Source organism: Candidatus Eisenbacteria bacterium, assembly GCA_016867495.1.
Classification (GTDB): Bacteria; Eisenbacteria; RBG-16-71-46; order CAIMUX01; family VGJL01; genus VGJL01.
Genome location: VGJL01000043.1, coordinates 1 through 17,036 on the forward strand (window position 1 = coordinate 1; position 17,036 = coordinate 17,036).

The 17,036-nt window shown below is 66.8% G+C and carries 15 protein-coding genes; 8 read left to right on the plus strand and 7 right to left on the minus strand.

Annotation, left to right across the window (positions count from 1 at the left end; genetic code table 11):
* Positions 1 to 32: 32 nt before the first annotated feature.
* Positions 33 to 1,328, plus strand: coding sequence for a hypothetical protein (locus tag FJY88_06270; protein MBM3286941.1), 1,296 nt, complete (start codon positions 33 to 35; stop codon positions 1,326 to 1,328).
* Positions 1,329 to 1,391: 63 nt separating this feature from the next.
* Here FJY88_06270 and FJY88_06275 read toward each other — a convergent pair whose 3' ends face one another.
* Positions 1,392 to 3,932 (minus strand): hypothetical protein, encoded by a 2,541-nt coding sequence (locus FJY88_06275; protein MBM3286942.1) that lies wholly within the window; start codon positions 3,930 to 3,932, stop codon positions 1,392 to 1,394.
* A 3-nt stretch (positions 3,933 to 3,935) separates the two neighbouring features.
* Positions 3,936 to 4,454, minus strand: coding sequence for a MogA/MoaB family molybdenum cofactor biosynthesis protein (locus tag FJY88_06280; protein MBM3286943.1), 519 nt, complete (start codon positions 4,452 to 4,454; stop codon positions 3,936 to 3,938).
* A 285-nt stretch (positions 4,455 to 4,739) separates the two neighbouring features.
* Here FJY88_06280 and FJY88_06285 point away from each other — a divergent pair, with 285 nt between their 5' ends.
* Positions 4,740 to 5,216 (plus strand): TlpA family protein disulfide reductase, encoded by a 477-nt coding sequence (locus FJY88_06285; GenBank protein MBM3286944.1) that lies wholly within the window; start codon positions 4,740 to 4,742, stop codon positions 5,214 to 5,216.
* A gap of 10 nt (positions 5,217 to 5,226) precedes the next feature.
* On the opposite strand, the gene FJY88_06290 is transcribed toward FJY88_06285, so the two are convergent.
* Positions 5,227 to 5,904: a YggS family pyridoxal phosphate-dependent enzyme gene (locus tag FJY88_06290; GenBank protein ID MBM3286945.1), complete on the minus strand. Its 678-nt coding sequence runs from the start codon at positions 5,902 to 5,904 to the stop codon at positions 5,227 to 5,229.
* A gap of 207 nt (positions 5,905 to 6,111) precedes the next feature.
* Between FJY88_06290 and lysS the strand changes: the two genes are divergently transcribed.
* The 6 genes from lysS (at position 6,112) to FJY88_06320 (ending at position 13,261) form a co-directional block, all read left to right on the plus strand.
* Positions 6,112 to 7,623 (plus strand): lysine--tRNA ligase, encoded by a 1,512-nt coding sequence (gene lysS, locus FJY88_06295; GenBank protein MBM3286946.1) that lies wholly within the window; start codon positions 6,112 to 6,114, stop codon positions 7,621 to 7,623.
* A gap of 37 nt (positions 7,624 to 7,660) precedes the next feature.
* Positions 7,661 to 8,644 (plus strand): AAA family ATPase, encoded by a 984-nt coding sequence (locus FJY88_06300; protein MBM3286947.1) that lies wholly within the window; start codon positions 7,661 to 7,663, stop codon positions 8,642 to 8,644.
* A 222-nt stretch (positions 8,645 to 8,866) separates the two neighbouring features.
* Positions 8,867 to 10,786: a molecular chaperone DnaK gene (dnaK, locus tag FJY88_06305; protein MBM3286948.1), complete on the plus strand. Its 1,920-nt coding sequence runs from the start codon at positions 8,867 to 8,869 to the stop codon at positions 10,784 to 10,786.
* Positions 10,787 to 10,810: 24 nt separating this feature from the next.
* The gene (locus FJY88_06310) at positions 10,811 to 11,206 is read left to right on the plus strand and encodes a DUF1844 domain-containing protein (protein MBM3286949.1); all 396 of its coding nucleotides are present in this window, start codon (positions 10,811 to 10,813) and stop codon (positions 11,204 to 11,206) included.
* Complete coding sequence (locus FJY88_06315) at positions 11,203 to 11,823, plus strand: nucleotide exchange factor GrpE (GenBank protein MBM3286950.1); 621 nt, start codon at positions 11,203 to 11,205, stop codon at positions 11,821 to 11,823. The genes FJY88_06310 and FJY88_06315 overlap by 4 nt, the downstream gene beginning before the upstream one ends.
* Positions 11,810 to 13,261 carry a sigma-54-dependent Fis family transcriptional regulator gene (locus FJY88_06320; protein ID MBM3286951.1) on the plus strand — a complete coding sequence of 484 codons (1,452 nt, stop codon included), beginning with the start codon at positions 11,810 to 11,812 and terminating at the stop codon, positions 13,259 to 13,261. Before FJY88_06315 ends, FJY88_06320 begins: the two co-directional genes overlap by 14 nt.
* Before the next feature lie 3 nt (positions 13,262 to 13,264).
* Here the strand turns inward: FJY88_06320 and FJY88_06325 are convergent, their stop codons facing one another.
* Genes FJY88_06325 through FJY88_06340 form a run of 4 tightly spaced genes read right to left on the minus strand, consistent with a single transcriptional unit; the run spans position 13,265 to position 16,698 of the window.
* On the minus strand, positions 13,265 to 13,930 hold the full coding sequence (locus tag FJY88_06325; GenBank protein MBM3286952.1) for a hypothetical protein: 666 nt from the start codon (positions 13,928 to 13,930) through the stop codon (positions 13,265 to 13,267).
* Complete coding sequence (locus FJY88_06330; protein ID MBM3286953.1) at positions 13,931 to 14,773, minus strand: hypothetical protein; 843 nt, start codon at positions 14,771 to 14,773, stop codon at positions 13,931 to 13,933.
* Between the two features lie 3 nt (positions 14,774 to 14,776).
* Entirely contained in the window at positions 14,777 to 15,391 is a 615-nt protein-coding gene (locus FJY88_06335) for a hypothetical protein (GenBank protein MBM3286954.1), read from the minus strand.
* A complete protein-coding gene (locus FJY88_06340) occupies positions 15,388 to 16,698 on the minus strand; it encodes a hypothetical protein (GenBank protein ID MBM3286955.1) in 1,311 nt (436 codons plus the stop codon). Before FJY88_06340 ends, FJY88_06335 begins: the two co-directional genes overlap by 4 nt.
* Between the last annotated feature and the right edge of the window lie 338 nt (positions 16,699 to 17,036).

Genomic DNA, 17,036 nt, shown 5'->3' on the forward strand with positions numbered 1-17,036 from the left:
TCCTGGCGGCAAGCGTGAGGAGCGAGCGACGCATGGCACTCGATTCCCATCGACCGCCTGCAGGACTTGGGCGCGGGAGAGCCCGGGCGCTTCGGCGCCCGCCTTGGCATTCCATGGAGCTCGCGCCTGTTCTGCTCGCCTGCGCGGCGGTCTTCCTCGCTCCGATCCTCTCTCCAGCGGCGGCCGCTCGCCTGATCGGGATCCGGACTGGCAACCACGAAGGGCGCGCCCGGGTCGTCTTCGACCTGGACGAGAAGGTCCAATGCTCCCTGGCCCGCGTCGGGGAAGGAGAGGACTGGGAAGTCCTCCTCGCGGGGGTTTGTCCCTCGATCGACCCTCCCACTCTCGCGGCTCCCCATCCCCTGATCGTCTCGATCGACGGCCGATGCGAAGGGAGCACGATGCGGGTCGTCCTGCGGGGATCGAAGCGGGTCGATGCGGCCCCCCTGGAGTTGCCTCCCGGAGATGGCAGGTCGTTCCGATACGTGGTCGATCTCCGTCCGGCCGCGGAGGGGGTGAGGGGGGAGAATGTGGATGCCGATGCTCCGCCCCCCGTCGAGCGGAAGGAAACCAAGGAACAGGCGCCAACTCCTGAGCCCTCTCCTCGCCGGAGTGGACCGTGGCGCATCTTCGTCGATCCGGGCCACGGTGGCGCCGATCCCGGCGCCACCTATCGGGGCCTGCGCGAGAAGGAGATCGTCCTCGATGTCGCGCGCAGGGTGGCGAAGATCCTGAACGAGAAGGGGGGATTCGATGCCCGTCTTTCCAGGAGCGACGACCGCCTGATCCCCCTGAGACAGAGAATGCGGCTCGCCGAGGCGTTCGAGGCGGACGCATTCCTCAGCATCCACGCGAACGCATCGCGCAAGAGCATGGCCATCGGCGTCGAAGTCTTCTTCCTGTCGCTGGGAAGCGCGTCGGACGAGGCGTCGCGCGAGGTGGCTCGGCTCGAGAACGAGGCCGACCCCGACTATGTCGTCGTGGAGGACTCCCTGCTGAAGGGGATCCCCTTCGGCTTCGATCTGCGCCAATCGGATACCCTGCGGCGCAGCAGCAGGCTCTCGGAGTCGATCCTCACGGCCGTCGAGTCGTCCGGGCTCGCGGCCAGCCGCGGCGTCAAGCAGGCCGGCTTCGCCGTCCTGAAGTCGTACCAGGTCCCGTCATCGCTGATCGAAATCGGATTCCTCTCGAACCCGAAGGAGGCCAAGCGGCTCAAGGACGCCGCGCACAGGCAGCGCCTCGCCGAGTGCATCGTGCAGGGGACGGTCTCCTACTTCGAGCACTCGGCGCGGGCGAAAGCGGAGACGAAAGAGGCGAGAGATCGATAGCCGTCCCGGGCCGATGCGCCCGGCGAGCCGGCTTCGATCTTGCCGCGCGGTCAGGGAGCGACTCTAGCGCAGCCGCAGGACCTTTCTCGTCAGCGACTCGCCCTCGCCGGCCTCCAGCCGCATCCAGTAGACGCCCGACGGAAGGCGCCCGCCACTCCCGTCCCCTCCGTCCCACACGAAGCCGCCTTGTCTTCCCGCCCCGGCGGTCGGGTCGCCCGAGAGATCGATCGCGCGCACGCGCCGTCCCGCCGCGTTGAAGATCGAGAGGCGCGCCGGGCCCATTCCGGGGAAGGCCCAGCGGATCTCGCATGAGCCGCGGAAGGGGTTGGGGGTCACCTCGAGGGCCAGCTCGGGCGAGCCGGGGCGGCCGGGCCTCGAGAAGTCGATCTCCGCGGGCCCGAGCCAGCGGGAATCCACCCCATCCTCCAGGGCGAGCCAGTAGCGGTAGAGGCCCTCGGCCGCGAGGGTCGAGTCGACGAAGGCGCGCTCGGGCCCCTCCGTCGTCCAGCCGAGCATTGCGCGCCCGGCCGATCCCGGCCCTTCCCGGTGGATCGGCAGCGGCGCGACTCCCGCGTCGTCCGCGAGCAGGAATCGCACGCGGACCGCCTCTCCCTCCTGCGTCGCCTCGGCTTCGAGCAGGACGACCGGCACCCGATAGCCGGTCGCCTCGCGCGCATGGAACTTCCCGAATCCCCAGGTCGCGTTCGGCAGAGGACCCGTGAAGTCATCGGATCGCGCCGTGGCAGCGATCTTCCCCATTGCCTCCTTGACCGAGATCGGGCCATAGGCCTGGTACACGAGCGCGATCAGGCCCGCCACGTGAGGGGAGGCCATGCTCGTCCCCTGCAGGATCCCGTGGACGCCGTCCCGCAGGATCTGCGTGTCGCCGAAGGTCTGGGGAGAGTAGTCCTGCGAGAGGGCGGCACCGATCCCCATCCCGGGGGCGGCGATATCGGGCTTGAGAACGCCGTCGCGACGCGGGCCGATGCTCGAGAAGTCAGCGATGTCCCACCGGATCGGCGCAGGGACGTAGCCATAGTTGTTCCCATCGAGAGCGGTCCAGCGGATCTTGCTCACATAGGCGCCGACCGCGATCACGGAATCGGCCGTGGCGGGCGAGCCGACGATCTCGGCCTCTTCCAGCCCCTGCTCGAAGGCGATGTCCCACATCGAGGAGTACCAGTTCCAGATGTCGACCTCGGGGTCGACCGCTGTCCACGGCGCGGCCCGCGCGGCGCCATCCGATCCGCCCGCGCCGTCATCCCCGCGCATCTCCGCTGTGGCGGGCCGGAACTCGATCGTCCAGATTCCCTGGGCAGGGGGCCGGATGGCGAATGTGTCGACGATCCTGATGGTGAAGTTCTCATCTCCGTTGGGCGGATCCCACTCGGCGTTCGAGATCTCCACAAGGCCGCCGGGAGTGTCGGTCGCGGCCCGGCTTCTCCTCGCGACTGGACCGACAGTCTCGCCTCCGGGCACCCGCACGAGGATCGAGATGTTCACCCCGCCGTCATACCAGCCATCGAGATTGATCTCGTCGTTGTTGGCCAGGGGCGCGGGCGTGTAGGGCCCCACCTTGAGCGTGACCGCCCGGGTCTCCGTGGGGCTGAGCGGCGTCTCCGCGTGGATCCCCCATCCCGTCTCGTTGCCGGCCGAGCCGACAATGATATGTCCCGGCCCGGAGAGGGCGGACATCGCCTGATCGAAGTCGTCGCTTCCGTCGTGCGCCCCCCACTGCGACCCCAGGCTCAGGTTCACGACGACCGGATAGCCGATGCTGTCGGCCTTCGCCATGATGTACTGGACTCCATCGACGAGCGAGCTGTCCCAGTAGTCGGTTTTCACGAAGACGATCACCGCGTCCGGCGCCATCCCGACGTAGCGATACGGCGGCTGCCCGTTTCCGGTCGCCGATCCATCGCCTGCGGCGATCCCCGCGACATGCGTTCCGTGGCCGTCCTGGTCGATCTCGGTCGCGAGCCCCTCGTCGATCTGGGCGGCGGTCCACTCCTTGCCGTAATCGAACCCGACCGGGTGGTCGTTCAGGGGAGATGTCTGGTCCCAAAGGCCGAGGATCCGCGTGTCCCCGTTCGCGTCCTGGAAGTCCCCGTGATCCAGATCGATCCCCGAGTCGACGATCCCGACGACAACCCGCGCTCCGGTCAGCCCGGCGTAGATCGGCGGGATTCCCGATCCGTCGTGGGTCGCCGTCGTGTGGGTGTCGAGGAGGCTCTCGTCGAGGTGGGGCTTGCATCGAATCGCCGGGCGGATCGACTCGACCATCGGGTCGGCCAGAGCGGCCCGGATCTCCGCGGCGCTCCAACGGGCCCGGCGGATGAGCGGCCTATCTTCCGTCGCGAAGGCCCCGCCATCTCTCGCGCGGACCCAGACGCGCAGTCTCTCTCCCTCGGCAGGCAGCTCGGGGGCTCCGGGATCGCGGAGCGGCAGCGGCAGGACCACCGCCGCGCCCGGCTCCGCATCGAGGATCGGCCGCAGCAGTGGATGAATCGACGCTCCCGCGCCGGTCTCCAGACAGGCAAGAAGCAGGATCGCCGAGAGTCCCAGGGCGCGATTCATCGGATGCCTCCCTGCGCCGCCCGCCATCGCCTATGCGTCGCCGGGCCGGCCATGCGAATCGTGCGTCAATCGATCCTCACGGATCACATCGATCGCGTGAGGAAGGAGCTCGCGCAGGGCCTCGAGGCTCTCCCGCGCGCCGCGGACCGATCCCGGAAGGTTGATGATCAGGCACTTCCGGCAGAGTGCCGCGAGGGAACGGGAAAGATAGGCCCGGGGCGAATGGGTCGCAGTCCGGGCGCGGATCATCTCACCGAGCCCCGGAACAATGCGGTCGGCGACACGGAGAGTCGCCTCCGGCGTGCGGTCGCGCGGGCCGAGGCCGGTGCCTCCCGTCGTCAGGATGAGATCGAACCCCTGATCGGCCAGGCGCCCCATCCGTTGCGCGATCAGCTCCTCTTCGTCCGGGAGGATCTCCGTCGCCTCCGGCTGCCAGCCCCAACCGGTCAGAATGTCCGCGATAGCTGGCCCGCTCTCGTCGGCATACTCGCCGCGCGAGGCGCGGTCGCTGATCGTGAGAACTGCGCAGCGGACGATCTGGCGCTTCATGGCTCAACCTATGTGGTATTGTAGTCGGTTCGCGGGCGCGTCGCGTCTTGATCCTGTCGTAAAGGCCAAAGGAGGTTCCCCGTGAGATCCTGCTTGTTGATCGGTGCCGCCCTCGTGGTCGCCCCTCTTCTCCTTGCCGGATGTGCGGGGAAAGAGGAGCGATCGGATGCGCCCCGCGGGGAGCGGGGCTCCGCGGTCCGGGGGCCGGCCGAAACGGCGGGCGAGCCCCCACCCTCGGCCGAGGTCGCATCCGCCGGCAGAGCCCGCTCCTCGGAGCGACCTGCCATGAGGGATTCGGATGCCGGCGGGCCGAGCCTTCCGCTCATCGCCCCCGGCAGTCGCGTGATGGCCCCCGGGATCGACGCCGTCTCCCTCGACGGGTCCCGGTGGCGTCTCTCCGACAAGAAGGGGAAGGTGGTCCTGATCGACTTCTGGGCGACCTGGTGCGGCCCCTGCCGCAAGACGATCCCCGAGCTGATCGAGCTTCGAAACGAGCTCGGCCCGTGGGGCCTCGAGGTGGTTGGGATCTCTCTCGACCAGAAGGGTCCCGCGGTCGTCGATCCCTTCGTGAAGCGGTCCGGCATCAACTACCCGGTCGTTGTCGACTCGCAGGGGAGATACGCGAGGCTCTATGGGGGCGTGGATGCGATTCCGACCTTCTTCCTGGTCGACCGCTCCGGCCGCACGGCCTACCAGATGACCGGGGCCGCTCCGAAGGCATCGATGGTCCGCGCGATCGAGGCGCTCCTCCAGGAGGGATAGCGGCCCGAGGTCAAATCCGAGCGCCAAAGAGGGCGGCACCGACCCGGATGTGGGTCGCTCCTTCCTCGATCGCGATCTCGAAGTCCCCAGACATCCCCATCGACAGGATGGAGGCGCCGGGGAAGTGGAGCCGCGCGACCGGCAACAGGGAGCGGAGCGTGCGGAACGACGAGCGGATCGCCTCCTCGTCGTCCGTCAGCGGCCCCAGCGTCATCAACCCTCGAACCTCGAGCCGATCGAGAGGCCGGATCGCGGAGACCAGGGCATCCAGGTCTCGCGGGGCCACGCCGAACTTCGACTCCTCTCCAGACGTGTTGATCTGGAGCAGGACCTCGATCTTCGATCCCTCCGCGACAAGGCTGTCGATCCTCTGGGCCAGATGGGCAGAGTCGACGGACTGGATCATCGAGGCGTGCGCGAGCGCTCCACGGACCTTGTTGGTCTGGAGGTGGCCGACCATGTGCCAGCGGATCCCGAGGTCCTCCAGTAGCGGCGCCTTGGAGAGCAACTCCTGGACCTTGTTCTCCCCGAAGTCCCTGACGCCAAGGGCGTGGGCTTCGCGGATCGCTTCCGCGGGAAGGGTCTTGCTGATGGCGATCAGGACGACGGAGTCGGCTGGGCGGCCCGCTCGGGCGCAGGCGCGCGCGATGCGGGCGCGCAGATCCTCATGGCGGCCCCTCAGGTCCATCTCTGCCTCCCGGAAGACCAGGCCGAATACTACCCGCCGGAGGAAGGGCCGCGCAACGCCCGCCTGGACGGAGCTTCCCGCCGCCTCGAGACCCAGACGCCTTGAACCCGCGGCGATGCCCGACTAGACTGACCCACGTTGCTTCTTGGAACATGGGACCCCGAGAGAGGGTTTTGAGGGGCGTCTGATCTGAGAGGGGAGGATCGCTTGGATCGGCTCGATGAACTCCGCCGGGTACGCTTGGAGAAGCTCGCTAGGCTCCGTGAGCTGGGGGAGGAGCCTTATCCTCCCACCTACCGCAGGACGCACACGACCCGCGAGATCCTGGATCGATTCCCCGAGCTGGAGGAGCGCGAGCGGGTCTCCATCTGCGGGCGGATCGTGAGCCTTCGCGAGATGGGAAAGGCGACCTTCGCCCATGTGCAGGACGGCACCGGGCGGGTCCAGATCTACTTCCGCAAGGACACCCTGCCGCCGGGACGGTACGAGATCTTGAAGCTGCTCGACCTGGGGGACTTCATCGGGGTCGAGGGGGTTCCCTTTAGGACGCGAACGGGGGAGATCTCGGTCCGCGCCGAGTCGCTTTGCCTCCTCTGCAAGACGCTGCTCCCCCTGCCTGTCGTGAAGGAGAAGGATGGGCATGTCTACGACGGGGTCACCGACAAGGATCTGCGCTACCGGAAACGCTACGCGGATCTGATCGTCAACCCTCCCTCTCGCGAGAGTCTCGAGAGGCGGTCGAGGATCATCGGCAGCCTGAGGCGATTCCTCGACGATAGAGGTTTCCTCGAGGTCGAGACTCCGATCCTGCAGACGCTCTACGGCGGGGCGATGGCCCGTCCCTTCACGACCCATCACAACGCCCTCTCGCTCGACCTCTACCTTCGCATCGCGCTCGAGCTCCACCTGAAGAGGCTCCTGATCGGCGGGATCGAACGGGTCTACGAGATCGGCCGCGTCTTCCGCAATGAGGGGATGGACAGGGTCCACAGCCCCGAGTTCACGATGCTGGAGTTCTACTGGTCCTACGCCGACTACCGGGACGCGATGGAGCTGGTAGAGGAGCTGATCCGGCAGGTCGCTCTGGAGACGCTCGGGACAGCCCGGGTGAGGGCGGGGGAGGCGGAGATCGATCTCGCGGCTCCCTTCCAGAGGGCGACGATGAGAGATCTCGTGCGGACCTGGGCCGGGCTCGACATCTCCTCCGATCCCGATGAGCGCCTCCTCGGCTGGTTGACGGAGCGCGGGGAGAAGCCTCCCCCGGTTCCCGGAAGGGGGCCGCTGATCGAGTATGTCTTCGACGCGGCCGTCGTGCCGAACCTCTTGATCCCGACCTTCGTCCTCGATCATCCGCGGGCGATCAGCCCCCTCGCCAAGGCCCACAGGGAGCGCCCCGAGGATCTGGTGGAGCGCTTCGAGCTGTTCATCGGGGGGCACGAGTACGCCAACGCCTTCACGGAGCTGAACGACCCGATCGATCAGCGCGCCCGGCTCGAGGAGCAGGCGCGGAGGCGGGCGATGGGGGACGAGGAGGCGCAGCAGCTCGACGAGGAGTTCCTGGAGGCCCTGGAGACCGGCATGCCCCCCGCGGCCGGTGTCGGGATCGGCGTCGACCGTCTCGTGATGCTCCTTACCGGAGAGACGAGCATCCGCGATGTCGTCTTCTTCCCCCTGATGCGTCCCGAAGGGAGCTCGAGAGCGGGGGAGCAGGAGACTTGATGCGCCGATACGAGTTGATGGAGGGTGCAAGAGAGCCGTGAGCGCTTCGCGCATCCGCGCCCCGCGATCCGAGCAGATCATCGGCGTCTCCGACGCGATGAAGAAGGTCCTCCATCTGGTCGAGAAGATCGGCCCCACGGAGAGCACCGTCCTGATCACCGGCGAGAGCGGCACCGGGAAGGAGAAGGTCGCGCGCTTCATCCACCTGCAGAGCAAGCGGGCGGGGAGGGCCTTCGTCGCGGTCAACGCGAGCGCGATCCCCGAGAACCTGATCGAGAGCGAGCTCTTCGGCCACACCCGCGGTGCGTTCACCGACGCGCGGGAGAAGAAGCGCGGCCTCTTCGATATCGCGGATCAGGGGACGATCTTCCTCGATGAGGTCGGAGAGATGTCCCCCGCCCTCCAGGTGAAGCTCCTGCGAGTGCTCCAGGATCGGGAGGTGCGGCCCGTCGGCGCGGACTACTCGACGCATGTCGATGTCCGCGTCATCGCCGCGACGAACACGGAGCTGCGCGAGGCGATCGCGAGCGGACGCTTCAGGGAGGACCTCTTCTATCGCCTCAACGTCTTCAGGATCCACATTCCGCCCCTGCGCGAGCGCAAGGATGACATCCCGTTTCTGGCCCGCTTCTTCCTGAAGAACCTGAGCGATCGGCACGGCAGGACGGTCGGGGGGTTCAGCGATCAGAGCTGGGGGTATCTGCAGAACTACGACTGGCCAGGCAACGTCCGCGAGCTGGAGAATGCCGTCGAGCATGCCGTGATCGTGGCCGACGGGCCATTGATCGCGCCCCGCGACCTGCCGCCCGAGGTCATCGAACGGGGTCTTCCCCGTCTCGCGGAGGGCCACGACCACACGATCCCCGACGGGCTCACGCTCGAGGAGGTCGAGGCCCGCTACATCCGCAGGGCCATCTTGAGGGAGCAGGGGAGCCTCACCCGGGTCGCCAAGAGCCTCGGCGTGTCGCGAACGACGCTCTGGCGCAAGATGAAGAGCTATGGCATCAGAGTTCAAATCTGAAACAGGCCGATTCGTTCTGGACCGCATCCTCCGATCCCCATCGAGTGCGATCACCCGGGATGATCGCTCTAGTGACTTATAAAATAACAAGATAGGCCGTCCGATCAAATGCCGCATGCCGGGGGCAAGTGGCCCGCTTCTTGCGCTGGCCGAAATGGGCCATTTCAACTCCCTCGCCCCTCGTTCGGGGCAGAGGGGGTGTCGTTTTGAAAGGAGCGGGCCATGGGCAAGATCATCGGAATAGACCTGGGAACGACCAACTCGTGCGTCGCGGTGATGGAAGGGAGCGAGCCGACCGTCATCGCGAACTCCGAAGGTTCCAGGACCACCCCGTCGGTCGTCGCCTTCAAGAAGGATGGCGAGAAGATCGTCGGCGCCGCAGCCCGGCGGCAGGCCGTGACCAACCCGAAGAACACCGTCTACTCGATCAAGAGATTCATGGGGCGGAAGTATGACGAGGTGCAGACGGAGCGTGGGGAGGTCCCCTACGAGGTGGTTCGCGGCACCAACGACGACGCCAGGGTGAAGATCGACGACAAGATCTACTCCCCGCCCGAGATCTCCGCGATGGTTCTGCAGAAGATGAAGCAGACCGCGGAGGAGTATCTGGGGGAGAAGGTGACCGAGGCCGTCATCACGGTCCCGGCCTACTTCAACGACTCGCAGCGGCAGGCGACCAAGGACGCGGGCCGGATCGCCGGTCTCGAGGTCAAGCGGATCATCAACGAGCCGACCGCCGCCGCCCTCGCTTACGGTCTCGACAAGCTCAAGAAGGAGGAGAAGGTCGCCGTCTACGATCTGGGCGGGGGCACATTCGACATCTCGATCCTCGAGCTGGGGGAGGGAGTCTTCGAGGTGAAGTCGACCAACGGCGACACCCACCTCGGCGGCGACGACTTCGATCAGAGGATCATCGAGTGGCTGGCGGACGAGTTCAAGAAGCAGCAGGGGATCGACCTGCGGTCGGATCCGATGGCCCTTCAGAGGTTGAAGGAGGCCGCCGAGAAGGCGAAGTGCGAGCTTTCGACGATGATGCAGACGGAGATCAACCTTCCCTACATCACGGCCGACCAGAGCGGACCGAAGCATCTCAACATCACCTTCACCCGCTCGAAGTTCGAACAGCTCGTCGAGGACCTGATCCAGAGGACGGTCGGTCCATGCAGGCAGGCGATCAAGGACTCGGGGCTGGCCGCCTCCGACATCGACGAGGTGATCCTGGTCGGCGGATCGACGCGGATCCCGAAGGTCCAGGAGGTAGTCCGCCAGCTCTTCAACAGGGAGCCGCACAGGGGCGTGAATCCGGACGAGGTCGTCGCCGTCGGCGCGGCGATCCAGGGCGGAGTTCTCGCCGGAGAAGTGAAGGACATCCTCCTGCTCGACGTGACCCCGCTCTCGCTCGGCATCGAGACCCTGGGAGGGGTCTGCACGCGGCTGATCGAGCGAAACACGACGATCCCGACGAGGAAGAGCCAGATCTTCTCGACCGCCGCCGACAGCCAGACGACGGTGGAGATCCATGTCCTGCAGGGGGAGAGGGAGATGGCGGCGGACAACAAGTCGCTCGGCCGCTTCCAGCTCACCGGAATCCCGATGGCGCCGCGCGGCATGCCCCAGATCGAGGTGACCTTCGACATCGACGCCAACGGGATCCTCAAGGTCTCGGCCCAGGACAAGGCGACGGGCCGCGAGCAGTCGATCAGGATCGAGGCCGGCTCCGGCCTCAATGAGTCCGAGATCAAGAGGATGGTCCATGACGCCGAGCAGCACTCGGTGGAGGACAAGGCCCGCCGCGAGCTCGTCGATACCCGAAACCAGGCCGAGAGCCTGGTCTACGAGACCGAGAAGAACCTCAAGGAGTGGGGCGAGAAGGTGGGCGCCGACCAGAAGAGCCGGATCGAGCAGTCGATCGCCCGCGTGAAGGAGAAGATGGCGTCCGATTCGACGGGCCCCATCCGCACGGCGATGGAGGATCTCCAGAAACAGCTCCACGAGCTGGCGGCCGAGATGTACAAAGCCGCGGGAGGGCCTCCCCGCGAGGACGGGACGGAGCAGCAGACGCGGCAGGGAAGCGCCGAGGGACGGGGTCCGGTCGAAGCCGATTATGAGGTCGTCGACGAGGACAAGGGAAAAGGCAACTGAGGAGGCGCCGCGCGGCCGCCGGAGATGAGCATGAGCGATCGACCCGACATCGACCAGGACGATCTCTTCCGGGCCTTCGTCGCCCAGCAGCAGTACGGGGCGATGATTTACCTCGGAAAGTTCGTCCATCCTGGATCCGGCAAACTGGAGCGCAACCTCGATGCGGCGAAGTACGCGATCGATCTGCTCGGCATGATCGAGCGGAAGACGCGCGGAAACCTCGACAGGGATGAGGAGCGCTTCCTCGGGGAAGTCCTCACGACGCTGCGCCTGAACTTCGTCGACGAGGTCGAGAAGGACCGCCAGGCTGCCGGCAAGGAGACGGAGTCTCTGCGGAGCGCTGAGGCGGAGGCGACGCCGAACGGCGAGACGGAGGCGAAGCCGCGCGAGGGCGGGGAGGCCGCGGGCGGCGCAGAATGACCCGCAAGCACGATAAGAAGGGCGTCGAGAACCGGGCGGCCGCGCCCGCAGGGGTTCAGCGGCCGGACGAGACGGCCTTCGCCGCTCCCCTCGACGAGGCGTCGGTTGAAGGGGCAGCATCGCCCGCCGCGCCGGCGCCGCTCACTGCGGAAGAGGAGGGGTACCTAGAACAGCTGCAGAGGCTGCAGGCCGAGTTCTCCAACTACCGCAAGCGCGTCTCGCGCGAGCGGACCGATTGGGATGCCCATGCCAAGGGAGAGTTGATCTCTCTGCTGCTTCCTGTCCTCGATGACCTGGGGCGGGCGCGCGAGGCGCACGCGTCCGCCACGCCGAGCCCGGAAGCGGAGGGCTTGCTGCTGATCCTCTCGCGACTGCAAGAGACTCTCTGCGCGGCGGGACTCGAGGCGCAGGAATCGGAGCCTGGCGCCGCCTTCGATCCCCACCTCCACGAGGCGATCAGCTGCGAGCCGTGCGCGGACCATCCCGAGGGATTGATCATCGGAACCGTTCAGCCGGGCTATCTCTTCAGAGGCCAGCTCCTGCGCCCCGCTCGCGTCCGCGTCTCCAAAGGCGCCCCCGCCGACCCCGCCATAGGTGCCGCAGTTGACGCCCCCTGATCGATCGCGCGCGGCGAGCGCAGGATCGCCCGGGTTCTGGGTCGTCGGGAACGACCCGCGTCTGGCCGAGATCGTTCTTGGAGTCGTGGCCGGGACGGGGACCCAGGTGCGCGTGTTGGAGGCGATGCCTGAACCGATCGAGTCCTCCCCACCGATCAAGCCGGACTGGCTTCTCGTCGACCTGCGCACGAAGGGAGTCGCTCCCTCCGCCCTGGAGGAGTTCAAGAAGGCCAATCCCTCCTGCCAGCTCTTTCTGGTCGCGGGAGATCCGCGGTCGCCGGTTGCGGTCGAGCTGGCGCGGCTGGGGGTTCGACACTGGTTTGTCCTCCCGCTCGACGCCGAGGAAGTCCGCAGGGTGTTCCGCGCGGCGCTCCGCTCGTGGCGGGCGGCCGTGGATCGCGCGCGGCGGGAGAGTATCGAGATCCCGAGCTTCCCCGACCTGATCGGGCAGGCTCCCGCGTTTCGGGCCGCATGCGATCTGGCGCAGCGCGCGGCGCGGAGCCCGAGCACTCTCGTTCTGATCGAAGGCGAGACGGGAACAGGCAAGGGGCTCTTCGCGCGGGCGATCCACCGCCACAGCCCCCGGTCGGACAATCCGTTCGTCGAGGTCAACTGCGCCTCCCTTCCCGGGCAGCTCCTCGAGTCGGAGCTCTTCGGCCACGAGAAGGGGGCCTTCACGCACGCGCAGTCGGCCAAGCCCGGTCTGATCGAGCTGGCCGATGGAGGGAGCTTCTTTCTGGACGAGGTCGGCGAGACCGATCCGCAGGTCCAGGCGAAGGTTCTCAAGTTCCTCGACTCGGGCCGCTTCAGGCGCGTCGGTGGAATCGAGGAGCGGGAGGTCGATGTCCGGGTCCTCACCGCGACGCAGAAGAACCTCGAGGAAGAGGTCCGAGAGGGCCGCTTCAGGGGAGATCTCTTCCACAGGCTCCACGTGATCCGCGTGAGAATCCCGCCGATCCGCGAGCGGGCGGGAGACCTCGAGCTGCTCCTCGCGCACTACCTCGCGAAGTTCGCGGCCAGGCAGGGAAGGCCGGAACTCCGCTTCAGCAGGGAGGCGATCGAGAGACTCAGCCGGCACGATTGGCCCGGCAATGTGCGGGAGATCGTGAATCTCTGCGAGCGGCTCGTCCTCTTGACGGCCGATCACGATGAGATCCTCGTCTCCGATCTTCCCGAGTTCCCCGGCGACCGCACGACCGTGCGGGGGAAGCTCGTTCCGGAAGGGAAGCTCCGGCTGGAGATCCCCGACCGAGTCACCTTCGACGCGATCGAGCGGGCCGTCCTCGAGCATGCCCTCGAGCGCAACCAGGGGAACGTCAGCGCCGCGGCCTCGTCGCTGGGAATGGGCCGCGGTCAGTTCCGCTACCGGATGGAACGGCTCGGCATGCAGGAGGCCGATGACAAGCCCCGCGCGAAGGGGAGGGGGCGCAGGGCCTAGGGCTCAGAACAACGATCGGAGTGCGTCCACCACATCTTCTGTCATGTACTGGATGCGACCGATCAGGAGCGAGACGCGCGCCATCACCGTGTAGCCGAAGGATGCGCCGAACCCCGCCATGATGCAGAGACGGCCGAAGTAGGCGAAGCGGCCGATCCCGCCCTTGTGCTCCACCGAAAAGAGGAAGAAGACCAGGCAGGCGATCGTGCCGAGGACGACGAATGAGGCGTCGATCGAGCTCAGGAGGTTCGCGATGCCCCCCTTGGCGGGATCGAGGCTCACGAACGATCGGACCGCCCCCTCCGCCTGTCCGAGGACCCGCCCCTCGAGCGTGGAGGGGATGCTGAGGCCCGAGGAGCCGCCGATATAGAAGGCCAGCGCCCAGCGGCTGAGCCATCCGTACTTCGGAACGAAGCGCGAGAAGAGGATGAGTCCCAGGCAGAGCGGGATCAGGTAGTCGAACTGCCCGTTGTGCAGGACATTGTCCCAGACCTTCGGCTTGAAGACGTTGTAGTAGTAAGTCACCACGAGGAACCCGACCGAAACCCCGACGGCGATATGCTCGGCGAGCTTGTAGAGCGGGTTGTCGCGGTAGAGGAAAGAGAAGATCGCGAGGGTGATGAACCCCGCGATGAAGGTCCAGAGGACGCTGTCGGCGATCCCGGCCATCTACTTCGCGCTCCCTCTCGAGAGCCAGTAGGCGATGTTCCCGAGGGCGATGAAGAGGATGATCATGTAGTGCACGGTCTTCTGGGAGCGCATCCCCGCCATCCCCTTGCCGAGGACGTTCACGCGCTTCTCGTACTCCGCGGCCCCCTTGAGCCCCCCCAGGACCCCCTTGATCTGGCCGCTCTGGTAGAAGGGCTGGATGTCGGCCGTGTAGACCGCCGTGACTCCCGCGATCACCGTCAGGCCATAGCGAGAGCCGGGATAGATCGCCCAGGATTCGCCCACCGCCGTCGCCGCCAGCGTCAAGACCGCCGGGATCTGCGCGTAGTTCTGGACGGACTCGACCAGAGGGATCTCGTCGAAAGGCGTGCCGTAATAGTCGGTCGGGAATGTCCTCTTGAAGTCCTCTCCCATCTGGAGCATCGCGATCAGCGCGTTGGGCTGGAAGCCGAGGAAGGCCCAATCGACGTCCTGTTTCCTGCCGTGCTGCGCGGCGATGCGGGGGACGACCTCGCTCGCGATCCCCGCGCCCTGGCCGGTGTATTGCAGGCTGATGACGAGGACGCGGATCCCCTTCGAGAAGCAGTGGTGGAGGACCGCTTCGGCCATCGGCGTCAACTCGGCCGCGGCCGCCGGATCGTAGTCGAACGAGAGAAGCAGCGGATCGCCGTGCGGCGGGATCCGGTCGATGATCTGATAGGCGTCCTCGACCTCCCGCGAGACCTCGATCTCCACGGGCGGCCAGTTAAGGTAGAAGGGGACCGTCACCGCCACGAACATGAAGCTGAAGATGATCCTCCGGTCGAGCCTCTGGAGCCTGACAATCCACTCGAGGAAGCCCATCGCCTACTCCTTGCCCGATCCGAGGTAGGAACGCTCGATCCCGACGACGACCTTGAGCGCCGTGGAGGCCATCCCCAGGCCGACGCCGATCAGGATCGCCCTCTTGGCCGCGAGGTTGGGGGTGTTCAGGATCCAGCGGGCGATGTCGGGAATGCCGAGGGCGCGGCCGTCGTCGAGCCTGCCGATCATGACGATGACGGCGGCGATGAGAAGGACGGTCGCGTCGGTGCTCCGGGTCCGGAAGGCCCGGAACGAAGCCGAAGCCAGGTAGAAGGCGAGCAGGGCGAACATCGTCGCCTGCACGGGGAGCAGGATCGCATTGAAGAGGGCCTGGAAGAGCGTCTCGCGCCCGCGCCCGCCGATGAAACCTGCGAGAAGCATGAAGAGGAGCGCGATCAGGGCGGCCAGGCTATAGGGCCAGTCCTTGCGGCGCTTCTGGACGCGTCCGCCGTGGCGATGGACGACGCTCGCGACGCCGAGGACGATCGAGAAGGCGTAGACGATCTGGAGGTAGTCGTTCACCCGTTCGTAGGCCGGCAGAGCGGCCGGAACGAAGTACTGGACCGCCATGAAGATGCCGGCCACGGCGCAGATGAAGAGGGGAAGCTGCGTCTTCATCCGCCCGCCGCCCTCACCTTGAGGATCTGAGAGACCCAGTCGAAGGGCTGATTCCTGAGGAGCACCCCCGAGGTCATGAGAGCCACGCCGATGATGATCAGGATGAGGACGCAGAGCTTGAAGTAGTCCTGCCCTTTGAGCGAGCCCAGGAGCGTCGGTTCCCGGCCGATGTAGGCGCTCGCGGCGTAGAGCTCCTCCCCGATGATCGTGTAGTCGCACGCGGTGACGAAGAAGGGGAGCTGCGAGATCGCGTCGGTCCCGGCGATCTGGATCGCCCCGATCGAGGATCCCGTCTCCGCCAGAATCAGCGACTCCGCGAAGAACATCCCGAGCAGGAGGTTCGCCCCGGGTTTCTCGCGGACCATCGTTCCGCAGACCGCGGCGGCGTAGGCGAACTGGTCGTTCGTCACGAAGTAGACGTCATCCTCGCGAAAGTCCTGGGGATACCCCGCCTCGGCGAAGGCGAACTTCACCACATCCTGCGTCACGGGATAGACGAACGGATCGCGGTTGGGAACGAGGATCCTGCTCTGGTAGGTCGCGATCTTCTTCGCGACCTGCCCCAGTATGTTGAGGGAGGCGATCGTGGCGACATCGGAGATCGTGCTGATGCCGGGGATATAGAGGGTCGGCTTGCCCATCTCGGTGCAGCGGCCGACCGCCTCGTCGATGGCGTCGAGCCCCGCGATCCTCCTGATGAAGAGGCTGCGGCCGCGGCGGGCGGCGCGGATATAGGCGAGGATCAGGATCACGAAGAGGATCGTCGTGATGAGGGTGTTGATCTTGTTGGTGAAGAACCACTGCCGCGCCGGCGCCACCGGGCCGAACACGGGGCCGTCGGAGAAGACCCCCGATGCCGTCAGCGTCCGCACGAGATAGGAATAGCCGGCGCCCGGCTTCAGGCCCGTGTCCTCGTAGCTCAGGCGATCGCCCTTCACCAGGGCGGTCAGCGTCTTGACGACCGCGAAGGCCGTGTCCGCGGGGCCGCGGCGGAGAAGCGCGTACCTGGTCACCGCCCCGTGCCCTCCGGGGTCGTCGGAGGAGCGGCCGAAGGAGACGAGGAGGACCTTGCCCGCGTCGAGGGGCTTGTCCCTGATCTCGAGGTCGGTCACGGGGGAGGGGGCGGCCGAGGGAGGGCTCGCTGCGGCAAGAGAGGCCTCTACCCGATCGGCGGCCTGTCCTTGCGTATCTTCGGCCTGCGCAGTGGGGACACACCGGAGAGAACAGAAGAAGAGAATGCCGAGAAGGAAGGGTAGGAGGCTGCGGCGCTCGCTGCCGTGCGGGAGGCCCGCTCGCATCCAGGTCAACCGCTTCCCTCCCTCGCATCCCCACCCCGGACGCGCGAGGGAAGAGTAGCCCAGGAGCGAGCCCCGGCGCCACCATTTCGTTCTGAGGTTCGTTCTGAGGGAGTCGGGGGAGGTGAAGGACGCAGGGTCTGCTCGCGGGGGCGTTCAGCCGGGCCCCGGGGGCCTGGCCTCGGTCCTCTCAGAGCGGCGGGCCGAAGACCACGATCGTGAGCGACTTCCCCTCATGCATCTGGGGCTTCCCCAGCGTCTCGGCCATCGCTTGGAGGAGCCAGCCATTGATCTCGGGCGCGGTCAGGTTCGAAGCGAAGACGATGACCCGCGCGCTCGGGTCCAGAGTT